Raw genomic sequence first — 15,852 nt, 5'->3', positions numbered from 1 at the left:
GGTCCGCGCCGTCAGCCGACGTCGAACCAGCGCCCGAAGTGGTGCCGGCGGGGCGCGTGGTCGTAGTCGGAGCCGAGCTCGTAACGGCTCGTGACGCTGACCCGCAGCCGCTCCGGGCGGACGCCGGCCAGGCTCAGGCACCGCAGGGCGACGTGCGCGGTCAGGACGTCGCCGCGCACCCGCGCCGTCCGCGGACGGCAACGCTCCCGCAGCGCGACGCCGCGCCACGAGTCGACCCGGCTGACGACGACGCGGCCGGGGTACGGGCCGTAGGAGATCGCGAGCTCGGGGCGCCGCTGCGCGCCGTCGACGTCGAGGTGGAACACCAGCTCCTCGGGGAAGGTGCCGTTGATCTCGGCCCGCAGGTGGACCCGCCTCTCGCGGGCGTCGACGGCGACCGTGGCGATGTCGCCGAAGCGCGGCTGGTCGCTGGTCTCGTCGTGGTGGTGCCACGTCTCGGCCTGCGACGCCGGCGCGGCCCCGACGAGGAGCCCGGCCGCGACGACCAGCGGGAGGAGTGCGAGGAGCAGGTGGGGCAGCGAGCGGGGCGACGGCGTGGTTCGGTCGTGTGGCACGGGGACTCCCGGGGGTAGGTGCGCGCGGCCGCGGGTGCGGCGACTCACACCCTGGACGCACGGCGGGCCCGGTTGGTTGTGACGCCGGCCGGTCGCGCACCCCGGCGCGACTGCGCGGCTACGCGGTCGCGCGGTGCAGCGCGACGATCCCGCCGGAGAGGTTGCGCCACTCGGGGGCCTGCCAGCCGGCGTCCGCGACCAGGGCGGCGAGGGCGGGCTGGTCGGGCCAGGCGCGGATCGACTCGGCGAGGTAGACGTAGGCGTCCGGGGCCGAGGAGACCGCGCGGGCGACCGGCGGGAGCGCCTTCATCAGGTACTCGACGTACACGGTGCGGAACGGCGCCCAGGTGGGGTGGCTGAACTCGCAGACGACGAGGCGGCCGCCGGGGCGGGTGACGCGGCGCAGCTCGCGCAGGCCCGCGAGCGGGTCGACGATGTTGCGCAGCCCGAACGAGATGGTGACGGCGTCGAAGGTGGCGTCGGCGAACGGCAGCCGGGTGCCGTCGCCCGCGGTGAACGGCAGGTGCGGGCGGGCGGTCTTGCCGACCTGGAGCATCCCGAGGCTGAAGTCGCACGGGACGACGTGCGCGCCCCGGTCGGCGAACGGCTGGCTCGAGGTGCCGGTGCCGGCGGCGAGGTCGAGGACCCGCTCGCCGCGCTGGGGGTCGACGGCCCGGATGACCTCGTGCCGCCACCGCCGGTCCTGCCCGAGCGAGAGGACGTCGTTGGTGACGTCGTACCGCTTCGCGACGGCGTCGAACATGCGACGGACGTCGGTGGGCTGCTTGTCGAGGTCGGCGCGGGTCACGTCCGAAGCCTAGGGACGACACACCAGGTGCAACCAAACGGCCCTGCGGTGCGTCTCCCAGGCAGCACCACACCGCATAATCACATCCGTCACTCCTGTCACAGAGAGCACCCGCCATGAAGATCGCCCGACGCCTCGTCCTGACCGCCCTGGTCTGCGCCCTCCTCGCGCTCGCCGCCCACGGGGCCGGCTGGACCCCGCAGCTCGGCTCGGACGACGACGCAGCCGCGTCGACGTCCCCGCGCGACCCGTCGAGCAGCCAGGCGGCCCCCGACGGCGCCGACCCGGACACCTCCCCCACGACCCCGGGCGACGACCCCGCCGACCCGACCGCTCCCGCGGCGCCCGGCGGCGCGGGCGACCCGGCCGGCCCGAGCGAGGAGCCCGGCGCCCCGGGCACCGACCAGGGCGGGACTCCCTCCCCGAGCCAGGCCCCGAGCCAGGCCCCGAGCGAGGAGCCCAGCGAGGAGCCGCGGGCACCCGAGCTGCAGCCCGGCCCGGCCCTGATGGGGCCCGGCGACGACAGCGACGAGGTGCGCGAGCTGCAGGCCCGGTTGCGCCAGATCGACTGGTTCCAGCAGGACGTGACCGGCACCTACGGCGACGTCACCCGCGCCGCGGTCGAGGGGTTCCAGGCCAAGCGCGAGATCCCGGTGACCGGCGAGGTCGACCAGCGCACCATGGACCGGCTGCTCGCGATGACCAGCGAGCCGACCGCGGCCGAGCTGGCCAACCAGCTCGGCGCGAACGTGCCTGGGGCGCTGGACCCCCGCTGCACCACCGGGCGCGCCCTGTGCGTCGACAAGTCGAGCCGCACGCTGCGCTGGGTGGTCGACGGCCAGGTGCTCAAGACGGTCGACGTCCGGTTCGGCTCCGACGAGCTGCCGACCCGCGAGGGCGCCTTCTCGGTGGCCTTCAAGAACCGCGACCACGTGTCGTCGCTCTACGACACCCCGATGCCGTTCGCGATGTTCTTCTCCGGCGGCCAGGCCGTCCACTACTCGCCCGACTTCGCCGCGACCGGCTACAACGGCGCCTCCCACGGCTGCGTCAACGTGCGCGACCTGGGCGCGATCACCTGGCTCTTCGACCAGGTGCAGGTCGGCGACAAGGTCGTCGTCTACTGGTCCTGACCTCCCGCGGCGCCGCCGGTGGGCCGGATGAGAACGGTCTCATCGGCGGCTCACGCCCGCATCACGCGGCGCCGCCAGGCTTCTTCCCGTGGCCTCGACCGGGGCACGACACCCACGAGGAGGAGGCAGCACCATGGCACGTTCGGGCATCTTCAGCGCCCTGCGACCGGCCACCGTCGCCCGCGGCGGAGGCAACGACAGCAGCGACGACCGGAGGCGCCGCCGGCGTCGTCGGCGCCGTCGTCGCAACCGCAGCCGCTCGCGTTCGCGCAGCAGCTGACGCCGACCCACGGACGGAACGGGCGGGCGCCTGGTCACCACAGGCGCCCGCCCGTCCGGTCCCCAGGATCCTGACATGCGCAGACTCTGGCAACGCCTCGCCGCGTCGCTCCGCCCCGCCCCGGACGCCGCCCCCGTCGTGGCCGCCGCGGCCCACCTCGGCGTCGCCGACGTCGTCCGCCGGTTCTGGCCGCGGCTGCGGCCGCTGCGCGGGTGGCTGGCCCTCGGGCTCGTGCTGCTCGCCGCGGCCCCGGCGATCTCGGTCGTCGAGATCCTCCTCTTCCAGCGCCTCGTCGACGACGTCCTGGTGCCGGCGACGTTCGAGCCGCTGCTGCTGATCGCCGCGCTCTACGTGGGCCTCAACCTGCTCAGCGCCGTCGTGTCGGGGGCCGACGACTACCTCTCGACCTGGATCTCCCAGCGCTTCCTCGTCGGCCTGCGCCGCGACTCCTTCGAGCACGTGCTCGCCCAGCCGGCCGTCGTCCAGGACCGCCGGCGCCTCGGCGACACCCTCACCCGGCTGACCTCCGACGTCGCGGCGGTCGAGAGCTTCATGGTCGGCCAGCTCACGCTGGGCGTCGGCGCGGTGCTGCGACTGGTCTTCTTCGTGGGTGCCCTGTTCCTCCTGCAGTGGGAGCTCGCCGCCGCCTCGCTGGTCGTCGTCCCGGTGTTCTGGTGGGTCTCGACCCGCTTCGCACGGCTGACCCGCGACGTCTCGCGCGAGCGGCGCCGGCGCGGCGGCTCGCTCGGCTCGCTCACCGAGGAGAGCCTCGCCAACGCCGCCCTCGTGCAGACCTACGGTCGCGAGGAGGCCGCGGTCGAGGCCTACCACGAGCAGAACCGCGGCATCGCCGCCGCCGAGCTGGCCGGCAGCCGCGTCCGCGCGGTGTTCCTCCCCCTGGTCGACCTGGCCGAGCTGGTCGGCATCCTGGTCGTCGTCACGCTCGGCGTCTGGGCCCTCTCGACCGACCGGCTCACCCTGGGCGGCCTGCTCGCGTTCCTCACCCTGCTGCTCCAGTGCTACGGCCCGGTGCGCGACCTCAGCAACCTGGTGCCCGCGCTGTACTCCGCCACCGCCGGCGTCGAGCGCATCGTGGAGCTCCTCGACGAGCCGGCCGCCGAGGACCGCGCGGACGCGCGACCGCTGCCCGCCGGGCCGGGCGCGATCGCGCTCCGCGACGTCCGGGTCACCTACCCCGGCGCGGCCGGCCCGGCCCTCGACGGCCTCACCCTCGACGTGGCCGCGGGCGAGCGCGTCGCCGTGGTCGGCGACAGCGGCTCCGGCAAGTCGACGCTGGCCCGCCTGCTCACCCGACAGCTGGACCCCGAGGCGGGCGTGGTCGCCGTCGACGGTCACGACCTCGCCGGGCACACCGCCCGCTCGGTGCGGGCCGCCGTCACCGCCGTGCTGCAGGAGCAGCTGCTGCTCGACGCCAGCGTGCACGACAACATCGCCTTCGCCCGCCCCGGGGCCACCCGCGCCGAGGTCGAGGCGGCGGCCCGGACGGCCGACGCCCACGGGTTCGTCACCCGGCTGCCCGCCGGCTACGACACCCGCATCGGCCAGCGCGGCCGCAGCCTGTCCGGCGGGCAGCGCCAGCGGCTCGCCCTGGCCCGGGCGCTGCTGCGCGAGAGCCGGGTGCTGGTCCTCGACGAGCCCACGACGGGCCTCGACCACGAGTCGAGCCGGCGGCTGCTCGACGCCGTCGCCGCGGCGAGCCGCGGCCGCACGCTGGTGCTGCTGACCCACGATCCCGTCGTCCTCGAGTACGCCGACCGGGTGGTCCGGCTCGACGCCCGGCCCGTGGCGGTGCCGTCGTGACCGGCCCGGGGCTCGACGACGCCGTCCGGCTGCTGCCGGGCTACCTCGGCCTCACCCGTCTCGCCCACGGTCGCCGGCTCGACACCTGGGACGCCTGGGACGAGGAGCGCCGGACCCGCTGCGTGGTCAAGGTCCTGCGCGCGGACCGCCGCGACGACGAGCGCGTGCGCGCCGCCACCCGTCAGGAGGGACTGATCGTCACCAGCCTCGCGCACCCGCACCTGGTGCGGGGCCTCGCTGCCTTCGACGAGCCGCCGGCGCTGGTGGTGGAGACGCTGCGCGGGGCGACCCTGGCCGCCGTGGTCGACGAGGGACCCCTCGGCGTGCCGGACGTCGCCGAGCTCGGCCTCCAGCTGGCCTCGGTGCTCGGATACCTCCACCGCCACGACTGGCTGCACCTCGACGTCAAGCCGGCCAACGTCGTCGTCGAGCACGGCAAGGCGGTGCTCATCGACCTGAGCCTGGCCGGTCGGCCCGGCAGCGCCCGGCCCGGTGCCGGGACCCGCGGGTACCTCGCGCCCGAGCAGGCCCGCGGCCACGGCCTGACCGCGGCGGCCGACGTCTGGGGGCTCGGGATCACGCTGCTGGAGTGCCTCAGCGGCGAGCTCCCCTACGGCGACGAGGCCACCTGGGACACCCGGCGGCGCTGGCCGGTGGTGCACCGGCGGCTGCCGGTGGCCCCCGCGGTGCCGGACGGGCTCCCCGCCGACCTGCGCGACCTGCTGGTCGCGTGCGTGGCCGTCGACCCGGCCGCCCGGCCGCGCCTGGACGACGTCCGGGCCGGGCTCGCGCCGCTGGCCGCCGAGCCGCCGCCCGACCTCGGGGTCAGGCGCTGACGAGCGCGTCGAGCGCCTCGACGGCCGCGTCGACGGTCATGCCCTGGCCGAAGATCTCGTAGGTGCGCTCGCCGGCGCCCTGCTGGCAGCGCAGGGACTGCGGGGGCGCCGTCTCGTCGACCTCCTGGCCGGCGGGCACCGCCTGGCCCCAGGTGACGACGCACAGGGCGTCGCCGGCGTCGACGAGCTCGACGGCCGGGCGGGTGAGCTCGATCAGCTCGGGGTCGATCGGCGGGAAGTCGGGCAGGAACACCCCCGGCGCCTTGTCGACCGCGGTGACCTGCGCGACCGAGGACTGGTCGACGGCGGCGTAGATGCGGAAGGCCGACGGGACGCCGAAGACCTCGGTGAGCCGGGCGCCCGCGGAGTCCTCCTGGCCCTGGAGCTGGTCGAGGTCGGTCAGCTGCGCGGTCAGCTCCTCGGGGAGGTCGTCGCCGTCGAGCGCCAGCAGGCCGCCGGGCAGCTCGTCGGGCAGGTCGATCGGCCCGGCGGCGGCGTCCTGCTCGGACGACGCCGCGTCGCCGTCGGGCAGGGAGGTGGCGAAGACGACCAGCCCGCCGAGCAGCAGGAGCCCGACGACGGCAGCGACGAGCGTGGACCGGGACGAGGCAGACATGGGTCCGATCATGGCAGCCACCTCCGAAGGGGTTGTCGGCCGGTGAGTACCCTTCCGGGGTGACCCAAGGTGCTCCGGCGGGCGGCGCGGCGCCCCACGCCCTGCCGCTGGTCGTCCGGACCGCGGCCCTCGACGCCGACGCCGTCGCCTCCCTCGTCGACCTGCTCCCCGCCGGCGACCCGGTCGCCTGGCTGCGCCGCGGCGACGGCGTCGTGGGGTGGGGCGTCGCCGCGTCCGTGCGCACCGGCGGCCCGCGCCGCTTCGAGGACGCCGACGCCTGGTGGGCCGAGCAGGCCGCGCACGCCGTCGTCCGCGACGACGTCGACCTGCCCGGCAGCGGTTTGGTCTGCTTCGGCTCCTTCGCCTTCACCGACGGGGTCGCCGAGGAGTCGGTGCTCGTCGTCCCGGAGGTCGTCGTCGGCCGCCGCGACGGCGTCACCTGGGTCACCACCGTCGCCCGCGGCGAGCTGCGCCTGCACGACGTCCCGCTCGAGCCGCAGCCGGCCCCGCCCGGCCCGGTCAACCTCCGCTTCGCCGACGGCGCGCGCAGCGGCGAGGAGTGGATGGGCGTCGTCGCCGACGCCGTCGCCCGGATCGGCGCCGGCGACCTGGAGAAGGTGGTGCTCGCGCGTGACCTGATCGCCACCTCCGACGAGCCGGTCGACGTCCGCTACCCGGTGCGCCGGCTGGCCGAGGCCTACCCCACCTGCTGGACCTTCCACGTCGACGGCCTGTTCGGCGCGACGCCCGAGCTGCTCGTGCGCCGCGAGCGCGGCCTGGTCACCTCCCGCGTGCTGGCCGGCACCATCCGCCGCACCGGCGACGACGAGCGCGACCTGGCCCTGGCCGCCACCCTGGCCCGCTCGTCGAAGGACCTCGAGGAGCACGAGTACGCCGTCCGCTCGGTCGCCGATGCCCTCGGCCCGCACTGCTCGTCGATGAACGTGCCCGAGGCGCCGTTCGTGCTGCACCTGCCCAACGTCATGCACCTGGCCACCGACGTGGCCGGGGTGGTCGGGGTCGTCGGCGACGCCGTGGCGGTCTCCTCGCTGGCCCTGGCCGCCGCGCTGCACCCCTCGGCCGCCGTCGGCGGCACCCCGACCCGGGTCGCGACCGACCTGATCGCCGAGATCGAGGGCATGCGACGCGGCCGCTACGCCGGGCCGGTCGGCTGGATGGACGCCACCGGCGACGGCGAGTGGGGCATCGCGCTGCGCTCGGCCGAGATCGAGGGCCCCTCCCGGACCACGGTCCGGCTCTTCGCCGGCTGCGGCATCGTCGCCGACTCCGACCCCGCCGCCGAGCTGGTCGAGTCGCAGGCCAAGCTCGTCCCGGTCCGCGACGCCCTGGGCTGAGCTGACGCTGCGCTCGGCGCCCGGGCGTCCGGGGCGCTCGCGCCGTCGTCGACGTCCCTGGGCGTGCAATTGCCGAGCCTGGCTCGGTTCCGGGCTCGGCGACCGAGCCATGCTCGGCAATTGCACGCTGGTGGCAGGTTCAGCCCAGGTCGGCGCCGTCGGCGAGCCGGACGAACGTGCGGCCGCTGTCGGGGCCGCCGAGGGCGAGGTTGTCCATGTGCATGGCGACCATGCCGAGACCGACCTCGCTGTAGACGCGGTCGTGGACGGCGAGGGTGCGCGGGGCGGCGACGTCGCGCACGAAGTCGATCGCCTCGCCGATCTTGAGCCACGGCGCGGAGACCGGCGCGAGCAGCACGTCGACCGGCTCGCCGGGACCGACGAGCGCGTCGCCGGGGTGGTAGACCCGCTGGTCGCCGAGGGTGAGCAGGAAGCCGGAGTTGTCGATGCGCGGGTAGTCGGCGTGGATGACGGCGTGCTTCTCGCCCACCACGCGCACCGGGACCCCGACGTCGAGGACGTCGCCCGGCGCGACCACGGCGACCCGCTCGGCGACGTCCGGCGCCTGGGCACGGATCTCGTCGGCCACGGCGCCGATCGTGTGGATCGCCGCGCCGCCGGAGCCGGCCGCGCGCAGGTGCTCGACGTCGAGGTGGTCGGGGTGCTGGTGGGTGACCAGGACGACGTCCGCACCGTCGACAGCCTCGCGCTGCGTGAACGAGCCGGGGTCGATGACCACCACGACGCCGTCGTGCTCGACCCGGACGCAGGCGTGGCCGAACTTGGTGAGCCTCATGGGCCCAACCTAGCCCGCGGACGACGCCCGTCGGAGCCGCTCAGGCGCCCCGCTCCCCGCGGGCGGCGGCGTCGGCGAACCTCGCGATCCGGGCCGTCCGGGTCTCGGGCTTCTTGGCCGTGACCACCTGGGTGAGCATCTGCTTGCGGGTCGACGGCGGGAACGAGTCCCAGTGCGCGCGGGCGCCCGGATGCGCGGCGAGGGCGGCCGCGAGGTCGGGCGGGACGACGAGGTCCTCGACGTCGTCGAGCAGCGTCCAGGACCCGTTGGCGTGCGCGAGGTCGAGGGCGGCCCGGCCGGCCGGCTGCATCCGGCCCTCGGCGTGCAGGCGCTCGACGCGCTGCTTGTTGGGCCGCGACCACCCGCTGGTCGGTCGGCGCGGGGCGAACCACATCCGCGCCCGCTGCTCGTCGACCGTGCCGGCGGTGCTGTCGATCCAGCCCCACGCGAGCGCCTCGACGACCTGCTCCTCGTAGCCGAGCGCCGGGCGTCCCGTGGCCCTGCGCCACTGGTAGACCCACACGCCGGAGCCGCGGGCGTGGTGCGCGGCGAGCCAGGCCCGCCACTGCTCGAGCGTCTCGGGGTGCACGTAGGGCCGCCCGTCGTGGGCCTCCCCCTCCTCGGGCGCGGGTACCGGCGCGGTCATCCGTCGATGGTGCCAGCCGTCCCGGGCTCGCGCCACGGACGAGGAGCGGGTCGGCGCCCCGCTGGTCGCCGCAGCATCGCGCCGACCCGGCACGGGCGGGGGTGGCAGGATCGGGCCCATGCTCGCCCTCACCGGCTCCACCGGGGCCCTCGGCGGCCCCGTGGCCCACGCGCTCGCAGACCTCCGTCCCCGGCTGCTGGTCCGCGACCCGGCCCGCGCCCCGCAGCTCGGGGAGCAGTCGGGCGGGGTCCACGTCACCCCCTACGACGACGCCGCGGCCGCGACGGCGGCGCTCGAGGGCGTCGACCTGCTGTTCATGGTCTCGGCCGCCGAGTCGGAGCACCGGCGCCGCGAGCACCGCACGTTCGTGGAGGCCGCGGCCCGGGCCGGGGTGCGGCACGTCGTCTACACGTCGTTCTCCGGCGCAGCCGCCGACGCGACGTTCACGCTCGGCCGCGACCACCACGACACCGAGGTCGCCATCCGCGAGAGCGGGATGGACTTCACGATCCTGCGCGACGCCTTCTACGCCGACGTGCTGCCGCTGTTCGCGGACGCCTCCGGCGCGATCCGCGGCCCGGCCGGGCACGGCAGCGTCGCCGCGGTGGCCCGCGCCGACGTCGCCGACGCCGCCGTCGCGGTGCTCCGCGACCCGCGGGCGCACCTCGGGGCGACGTACACCCTGACCGGTCCGGAGGCGCTGACCCTCGACGAGGTCGCCGACCGCGCCGGCGCCGTCCTGGGACGCCCGCTGCGCTACGAGCCGGAGTCGGTCGAGGAGGCCTACGCCGCCCGCCGGGCCGCCTACCCCGACGCCGGGGAGTGGCAGCTCGACGCCTGGGTGAGCACCTACGTCGCCATCGCCGACGGCTCCTGCGCGGCAGTCACCGACGACGTCCGGCGGCTGACCGGGCACCCCGCCCGCACCCTCGAGCAGGCCCTCGCCGGCTGACCCTGCCCGCGGCCACCCGACCCGAACGGCGCGATCGCTCGGTTTGGGTCGCCCACAGCCCCCAGAACCGACCCAAACGGCGCGATCGCGCGGATTGGGTCGCCCACAGCCCCCAGAACCGACCCAAACGGCGCGATCGCGCGGATCGGGTCAACCACGGCCCCCAGAACCGACCCAAACGGCGCGATCGCGCGGATCGGGTCAACCACAGGCCCCAGAACCGACCCAAACGGCGCGATCGCGCGGATCGGGTCGACCACGGCCCCCAGAACCGACCCAAACGGCGCGATCGCGCGGATTGGGTCGGCCATCGTGGCGCCGCGCGGCGTCAGGCGGTCATGTGGTGCACGTAGCACCAACGCCACTCCTCGCCGTCCTCGGCGGACTGCATGACCGTGTGGCCGGTCTCCTGGAAGTGCGTGGTCGCGTGCCGGTCGGGTGAGGAGTCGCAGCAGCCGACGTGGCCGCAGTCGAGGCACTGCCGCAGCGCCACCCACCGGTTGCCGTTGGCGACGCAGGCCGGGCAGGTGCCGTCGCTGACGGTCTCCACGACGGGGTGCTCGGCGAGGTGGTCGCACTCCTCCCCCGGACGCCGCACGGCCGAGGTCCGCAGCTCGGCGCGGGCCTGGGTGGCCCGGTCGAGCATCGACTCCTCGACGTCGAGCATGGCCAGCACCTCGGCCACCACGACCGACGGCGTCGTGCCCTCGGAGCGGATCGCGAGCACGCGACGGCGCTCCTCCTCGATCATCGTGAGCCGCAGCCGGCCGTAGAGCTCGCTCGGGGTCTCCTCGTCGGCGGTGGTGCCGAGCCGCTCCCAGGCGGCGAAATTGCGCTGCTCGATGCGCTGCTTGATGAGGCTGACGACGCCGTGCAGGTCGTCCTCGTCGAGCGACTTGAGCTTCTTGAAGCCCGCCTTTGAGGCCTGTTGGAGCAGGGTGGCGCGGGCCAGGGCGTCGTCCATCGGGTCCGGTGGGGGCACGTCGAGGCGGCGCGCGAGGAACGGCAGGCTCAGCCCCTGCACGAGCAGGGTGCCGGCCACCACGGTGAAGGCCACCAGGAGCAGCACCTCGCGGTACTCGGCCTCGGCCGGGATCACGAACGCCGCGGCCAGGGTGACGACGCCGCGCATCCCGGCCCACCCGAGCAGGAACGTGTACGACGCCGGCGGCACCGCCCGCGCCTCGTGGTCGCCGACGTTGCGGGCGAGCAGGTAGCGCGCCGGGAAGACCCACGCGAGCCGCAGCACGATGACGCCGACCAGCGACAGGCCGCAGGCCAGCGCGACGCGGGTGCCCGACAGGTCGCTCTCCTCGACGGCCTCGATGAGGCTGGCCGCCTGGAGGCCGATGAGGAGGAAGACGACGTTCTCGAGGACGAAGGCGATCGTGCGCCAGTTGGTGCGCTCGGCGATCCGGGACTGCGCCGTCTGGAGGATCGGGGCCCGGTGGCCCAGCAGCAGTCCGGCGACCACGACGGCGATGACGCCGGAGGCGCTGATCTCCTCGGCGCCGACGTAGGCGGCGTAGGGCACGATCAGCGAGAGCGCGGTGTCCATCAGCGGGTCGGTGAGCTTGCGGCGCAGGAAGGCCACCACGAGGAAGGCGAGCAGTCCGACCAGCACGCCACCACCGGCCGCGACCACGAAGTCGAGGGCCACGCCCTGGGCGGTGACCTCCTCGACGTGACCGCCGCCGTGGCCGTGCGCGGCCAGCCCGCCGGCGGCGAGCGCGGTGCGCAGCGAGACGAGCGCGGTGGCGTCGTTGAGCAGCGACTCCCCCTCCAGGATCGTGGTGATCCGCCGGGGCAGCCCGATCCGGCGTCCGACGGCGGTGGCGGCGACGGCGTCCGGGGGTGCGACGACCGCGCCGATGGCGAAGGCCAGTCCCCACCCGAGCCCGGGCAGGAGGGCGTGCAGCAGCACCGCGATGCCGGCCGCGGTGAAGACCACCAGACCGACCGAGAGCAGGAGGATGGTGCGCAGGTTGGCCCGGAAGTCGACGAGCGAGGTCTGGATCGCGGTGGCGTACAGCAGCGGCGGCAGCAGCCCGAAGAGCACGACGTCCGCCTCGAGGCGGACCTCCAGCACCCCGGGCACGTAGGACACCGCGACGCCGGCGACGATCAGGACGAGCGGGGCAGGGATGTCGATCCGGTCGGCGACCGCGGTGACCGCGAGGACGCTGACGGCGAGCGAGACGAGAAGCAGGGCGATCTCCACGACACCATTCTCCCCGCTCCCGGGGCCGGCGCCCGCACCGCGTCCAGGCTCGCGTCCCGGCTCAGCGGCGGCTCTTGTCGATCTCCTCGGCCACGGCCTGGAAGGCCGCGGTGTACTCGATCGTCGGCAGCCCCAGGAACCCCAGGTTGACGTCGAGCGAGGAGGTCGCCGACGACGCGGTCTCGTCGAAACCGGTGATCATCTCGCCGCTGACGCCCAGGAACTCGTTGACGGTCGGCTGGATCGGGGTCAAGTCGAGGCCGCGGACGGCGAGGTCGAGGTCGTAGACCGCCGCCCGCATGCCGGCCGACCCCGCGAGCGCCCCCGCGAGGTCGTCGTCGGTGGTGGCGCTGCTCAGCTCGTCGCTGGCCTTGCCGAAGTCGGTGGAGAAGGTCTGCAGCGCCAGCGTGTAGCCGGCCGCCGCCTCGTCGCTGACCCGTCCCGACGGCGCCGCGCTGGTGGCCGGGCTCGTCGGGTCGCTCGTCGGGTCGCTGGTCGCGGGGCTCGTGGGGTCGCTCGTGGGGTCGCTGGTCGGGTCGGACGTCACTTCGCTGCTCGGTGCGCCGGACGAGCCGGTGTCGCTCGCGACCGGGTCCTCGTCGTCGCCCCCGGTGAGCACCAGGGCGAGCACCACGGCGATGACGACCGCGGCCGCGGTCACCCCGATCCCGACGTACAGCCCGGTCCGGGAGCGGCGGCCCGGTGCCGGCGTCCACGACACCGGCCCGCCGGGGTAGCCCTGGGCCTGCTGGTAGGCGGGCTGGTAGGTCGGCTGGTAGGGCTGCCCGGGGTAGCCCGGCGCGTAGGTCGGCGCCGACGCGCCGCCCGACCCGGTGCCCGACCCGGGGCTGGCCTGCGCGAGGGTGCGGAACCGCACGACGTCGGACTCGCTGACCCGGCCGACCGCGAAGCCGAGGACGGCGCAGGCCCACTGCCCGCGCGCGACCTCGGCGGGTCCGGGCGGCGTCTTGCTCCGACGCCCGCCGACGACGCGGGCACCGGCCTCGCCGGCGGCGGGCAGCGCGTCGGTGCCGGCGTCCATCGCCGCGAGCATCGCGCCGAGGGCGCCGGAGCGGATCGCATCGGCCAGGAGGTCGACGTCGTCGCGCGAGACCTCGCCGCGACGGACGGCGTCGTCGAGGACCCCACGGAACGCGGCCGGGTCGTCGAAGACGTGCCGGCCGCTCTGCAGGCCGAGCGCGTACAGCCGGTCGTGGAGCTCCATGGACGAATCGTAGGTCGAACGCGCCCCGGGTGCCTCAGTGCGGCGACGCGGCCGCCAGCGACCGGATGGCGAGGTCGAGCTCGCGACGGTCGTCGCGACGCACGCGCACCTCGACGACCTCGATGCCGCCGTTCGGCGAGGCCAGGGCCTGCTCGAGCTCGGGGAGGCTCCCCACCTCCAGGTGCGGCGTGCGGGTGGCGGCGCAGAGCGCGGCCAGGTCGACGTGGTGCGGGGTGCCGAACAGCGCCTCGAACCGGTCGGCGTGCTCGGGCGCACCCTGCTCGAGCGTGGTGAAGATGGCGCCGCCGTCGTCGTTGACGACGACGACGACCAGGTCGGGACGCGGCTCGGTCGGCCCGAGCACCAGGCCGTTGCTGTCGTGGAGGAACGTGACGTCGCCCATCAGGGCGATCGTCGACCCGTGCCGGCGGCCGAGCGCGGCGCCGACGGCGGTCGAGATCGTGCCGTCGATGCCGGCGAGGCCGCGGTTCGCGATCACCTTGCGGCGCTCGCCCACCCCGGTCGGCCGGGCCATCACGTCGAGGTCGCGGATCGGGCTGGACGCCCCGACGACCAGCTGCATGCCGGGCCCCAGGGCGCGGTGCACCGCCCCGGCCACCTCGTACGGCGTCAGGCCGGGTCGCCCGGCGAGCAGCGCGTCGAGCCGGCGGGCGACGTCGCGGTCGGCGTCGCGCCACTCCTGGAGCCACGCCGGGTCGTCGGGACCGGCGACGGCGTAGGCGGCGGCGGTGCCGGCGACCGGGTAGGGGCGCTCGGCCCAGGCGCCGCGGCCGGGGACCGACAGCACCTCGACGTCGGCCCGGGCCAGCAGCCACTGCACCGGGCGAGAGAGCGTCGGGCTGCCGTGGACGACGGCCCGCTCGACGCGTCCGGCCAGGTCGCCGCCCTCCCCCAGCAGCAGGCGGTAGCAGCGCAGCGCGTTCTCGCCGGTGCGCGACCCCGACGACGGCTCGGCGAGCAGCGGCCACCCGGCCGCCTCGGCGAGTCGGCGGGCCGGGGGTCCGGCGTCGTCACCGGCGACGACGACGGTGCGCGGGCCGAGCGGCAGCTCGACCGGCGGCGGGTCGGACCAGGACCTCGACGTCCGGTCGGCACCGGCGCCGTCGGCGGCGGCCTCCCACCGGGAGCCGGGGAGCAGCGGGTCGTCGAGCTGCACGTTGAGGTGCACCGGGCCGTGGCCCTCCAGCTCGAGGGGCTGCGGCGACGCCAGGTCGACGGTCGGCACCAGCGGACCGAAGACGCCGACCTGGTCGGTGGTCTGGTTGGCGTCCGTGCCGCGCATCCGGGCCGGCCGGTCGGCGGTGACCACGACGACCGGGACGCCGGCGTGCACGGCCTCGAGCACGGCCGGGTGCAGGTTGGCCACGGCCGTGCCGGAGGTGCAGACGACGGCGGCCCGGGCGTGGCTGCGGGTCAGGCCGAGGGCCAGGAAGCCGGCGGTGCGCTCGTCGATGCGGGTGTGCAGCCGGACCAGGCCGTCGCGCGCTGCGTCGAAGAAGGCGAACGACAGCGGCGCGTTGCGGCTGCCCGGGGCGATCACGACCTCCGAGATGCCGGCGTCGAGCAGCTGCCGGACGACGTCGCGGGCGAGCTCGGTGGCGCTGGCGGTCATGGACGCCCTCCTCGGGTGACGGCGGCGAGCCGGGCCGTCCAGTGCGCGACCCGGTCGGGCGGGGCGGCGAGCCGGTCGAGCGCGGCGAGGTCGACGAGGGGGGCCCCGGCGACCGGGACCGGCAGGACGCCGTCGACGGGCAGCAGCGGCGTCACCGCCACGTCGTCGGTGAGGAGCTGGACGGTGGCCAGCCCGCAGGCGTGGGGCAGCTCGGGCAGGGCCGCCGCGAGGGCCAGGCCGGCGGCGATCCCGACCGAGGTCTCCAGCGCCGAGGAGACGACGACCGGCAGCCCGATGTCCTCGGCGATCCGCAGGCAGGCCCGCACCCCGCCCAGGGGCTGCACCTTGAGCACCGCGATGTCGGCGGCCTCCAGGTCGCGGACGCGGTAGGGGTCGGCCGCGCGGCGGATCGACTCGTCAGCGGCGATCGGCACGTCGACGCGGCGGCGCACGAGCGCCAGGTCCTCCACGGTCGCGACCGGCTGCTCGGCGTACTCGAGGCCGCCGGCCGCGGCGTCGAGGCGCCGGATCGCGGTGACGGCCGCCTCGACCGACCAGCCGCCGTTGGCGTCGACCCGGACCGCGCCGCCGGGCCCGAGCGCGGCACGGACGGCCGCGACCCGCTCCTCGTCGTCGGCCAGCGACTGGCCGGGCTCGGCCACCTTCACCTTCGCGGTGCGGCAGCCGCCGTCGAGGACGATCCGGTGGGCGCGCTCGGGGTCGACGGCCGGCACGGTGACGTTGACCGCGACCTCGCTCCGCAGCGGCGCGGGCCAGTCGCCGGCGGCCGCCTCGCGGGCGCAGGCCAGCCAGGGCCACGCCGTCGCGGCGTCGTACTCCAGGAAGGGGCTCCACTCGCCCCAGCCGCCGGCGCCCTCGACCAGCGCGACCTCGCGCACAGTGATGCCGCGGAACCGGGTCCGCATCGGGATGGAGAGCACCCGCAGGTCACCGC

Annotated in this window: 14 protein-coding genes; 5 read left to right on the top strand and 9 right to left on the bottom strand. The window is 75.8% G+C overall.

Annotated features, from left to right (window positions below; genetic code table 11):
• Positions 1-11 precede the first annotated feature (11 nt).
• Positions 12-575 carry a hypothetical protein gene (locus tag FE634_RS03565; RefSeq protein WP_138875106.1) on the bottom strand — a complete coding sequence of 188 codons (564 nt, stop codon included), beginning with the start codon at positions 573-575 and terminating at the stop codon, positions 12-14.
• Positions 576-693: 118 nt separating this feature from the next.
• Entirely contained in the window at positions 694-1,383 is a 690-nt protein-coding gene (locus FE634_RS03560; protein ID WP_148240357.1) for a demethylmenaquinone methyltransferase, read from the bottom strand.
• Between the two features lie 116 nt (positions 1,384-1,499).
• Between FE634_RS03560 and FE634_RS03555 the strand changes: the two genes are divergently transcribed.
• From FE634_RS03555 to FE634_RS03545, 3 genes are all read left to right on the top strand, one after another.
• The gene (locus tag FE634_RS03555; protein WP_138875104.1) at positions 1,500-2,516 is read left to right on the top strand and encodes a L,D-transpeptidase family protein; all 1,017 of its coding nucleotides are present in this window, start codon (positions 1,500-1,502) and stop codon (positions 2,514-2,516) included.
• Positions 2,517-2,871: 355 nt separating this feature from the next.
• Positions 2,872-4,617 (top strand): ABC transporter ATP-binding protein, encoded by a 1,746-nt coding sequence (locus FE634_RS03550; protein WP_138875103.1) that lies wholly within the window; start codon positions 2,872-2,874, stop codon positions 4,615-4,617.
• Positions 4,614-5,453, top strand: a complete 840-nt coding sequence (locus FE634_RS03545) for a serine/threonine-protein kinase (protein WP_138875102.1) — start codon at positions 4,614-4,616, stop codon at positions 5,451-5,453. The genes FE634_RS03550 and FE634_RS03545 overlap by 4 nt, the downstream gene beginning before the upstream one ends.
• Here the strand turns inward: FE634_RS03545 and FE634_RS03540 are convergent.
• Positions 5,443-6,069, bottom strand: coding sequence for a hypothetical protein (locus FE634_RS03540; RefSeq protein WP_138875101.1), 627 nt, complete (start codon positions 6,067-6,069; stop codon positions 5,443-5,445). The genes FE634_RS03545 and FE634_RS03540 overlap by 11 nt on opposite strands.
• Before the next feature lie 59 nt (positions 6,070-6,128).
• Here FE634_RS03540 and FE634_RS03535 point away from each other — a divergent pair, with 59 nt between their 5' ends.
• The gene (locus tag FE634_RS03535; RefSeq protein WP_138875100.1) at positions 6,129-7,424 is read left to right on the top strand and encodes an isochorismate synthase; all 1,296 of its coding nucleotides are present in this window, start codon (positions 6,129-6,131) and stop codon (positions 7,422-7,424) included.
• A gap of 139 nt (positions 7,425-7,563) precedes the next feature.
• Here the strand turns inward: FE634_RS03535 and FE634_RS03530 are convergent, their stop codons facing one another.
• Positions 7,564-8,220, bottom strand: a complete 657-nt coding sequence (locus tag FE634_RS03530; protein WP_138875099.1) for an MBL fold metallo-hydrolase — start codon at positions 8,218-8,220, stop codon at positions 7,564-7,566.
• A 40-nt stretch (positions 8,221-8,260) separates the two neighbouring features.
• The gene (locus FE634_RS03525) at positions 8,261-8,866 is read right to left on the bottom strand and encodes a YdeI/OmpD-associated family protein (RefSeq protein ID WP_148240356.1); all 606 of its coding nucleotides are present in this window, start codon (positions 8,864-8,866) and stop codon (positions 8,261-8,263) included.
• Between the two features lie 118 nt (positions 8,867-8,984).
• On the opposite strand from FE634_RS03525, the gene FE634_RS03520 reads away from it, so the two are divergent.
• Positions 8,985-9,818: an NAD(P)H-binding protein gene (locus FE634_RS03520; RefSeq protein ID WP_138875098.1), complete on the top strand. Its 834-nt coding sequence runs from the start codon at positions 8,985-8,987 to the stop codon at positions 9,816-9,818.
• A 328-nt stretch (positions 9,819-10,146) separates the two neighbouring features.
• Here FE634_RS03520 and FE634_RS03515 read toward each other — a convergent pair whose 3' ends face one another.
• From FE634_RS03515 to FE634_RS03500, 4 genes are all read right to left on the bottom strand, one after another.
• Positions 10,147-12,039, bottom strand: a complete 1,893-nt coding sequence (locus FE634_RS03515; RefSeq protein WP_137292328.1) for a Na+/H+ antiporter — start codon at positions 12,037-12,039, stop codon at positions 10,147-10,149.
• A gap of 61 nt (positions 12,040-12,100) precedes the next feature.
• Complete coding sequence (locus FE634_RS03510; RefSeq protein WP_148240355.1) at positions 12,101-13,264, bottom strand: hypothetical protein; 1,164 nt, start codon at positions 13,262-13,264, stop codon at positions 12,101-12,103.
• A 34-nt stretch (positions 13,265-13,298) separates the two neighbouring features.
• Complete coding sequence (gene menD, locus FE634_RS03505) at positions 13,299-14,897, bottom strand: 2-succinyl-5-enolpyruvyl-6-hydroxy-3-cyclohexene-1-carboxylic-acid synthase (RefSeq protein ID WP_138875095.1); 1,599 nt, start codon at positions 14,895-14,897, stop codon at positions 13,299-13,301.
• Positions 14,894-15,823: an o-succinylbenzoate synthase gene (locus FE634_RS03500; protein WP_262347653.1), complete on the bottom strand. Its 930-nt coding sequence runs from the start codon at positions 15,821-15,823 to the stop codon at positions 14,894-14,896. The genes menD and FE634_RS03500 overlap by 4 nt, the downstream gene beginning before the upstream one ends.
• Positions 15,824-15,852 lie beyond the last annotated feature (29 nt).

It is taken from the genome of Nocardioides sp. S-1144 (assembly GCF_005954645.2).
Taxonomy (GTDB): Bacteria; Actinomycetota; Actinomycetes; order Propionibacteriales; family Nocardioidaceae; genus Nocardioides; species Nocardioides dongxiaopingii.
The sequence above is the reverse complement of the archived record's forward strand: the minus strand, read 5'-3'. Positions and strand labels throughout refer to the sequence as shown.

Excerpts from the sequence above, each read along its gene's own strand:
- FE634_RS03555 (WP_138875104.1), top strand. The coding sequence starts at position 1,500 with ATGAAGATCGCCCGACGCCTCGTCCTGACCGCCCTGGTCTGCGCCCTC.
- FE634_RS03550 (WP_138875103.1), top strand. The coding sequence starts at position 2,872 with ATGCGCAGACTCTGGCAACGCCTCGCCGCGTCGCTCCGCCCCGCCCCG.
- FE634_RS03540 (WP_138875101.1), bottom strand. The coding sequence starts at position 6,069 with ATGTCTGCCTCGTCCCGGTCCACGCTCGTCGCTGCCGTCGTCGGGCTC.
- FE634_RS03530 (WP_138875099.1), bottom strand. The coding sequence starts at position 8,220 with ATGAGGCTCACCAAGTTCGGCCACGCCTGCGTCCGGGTCGAGCACGAC.
- FE634_RS03525 (WP_148240356.1), bottom strand. The coding sequence starts at position 8,866 with ATGACCGCGCCGGTACCCGCGCCCGAGGAGGGGGAGGCCCACGACGGG.
- FE634_RS03520 (WP_138875098.1), top strand. The coding sequence starts at position 8,985 with ATGCTCGCCCTCACCGGCTCCACCGGGGCCCTCGGCGGCCCCGTGGCC.
- FE634_RS03510 (WP_148240355.1), bottom strand. The coding sequence starts at position 13,264 with ATGGAGCTCCACGACCGGCTGTACGCGCTCGGCCTGCAGAGCGGCCGG.
- menD (WP_138875095.1), bottom strand. The coding sequence starts at position 14,897 with ATGACCGCCAGCGCCACCGAGCTCGCCCGCGACGTCGTCCGGCAGCTG.
- FE634_RS03500 (WP_262347653.1), bottom strand. The coding sequence starts at position 15,823 with ATGCGGACCCGGTTCCGCGGCATCACTGTGCGCGAGGTCGCGCTGGTC.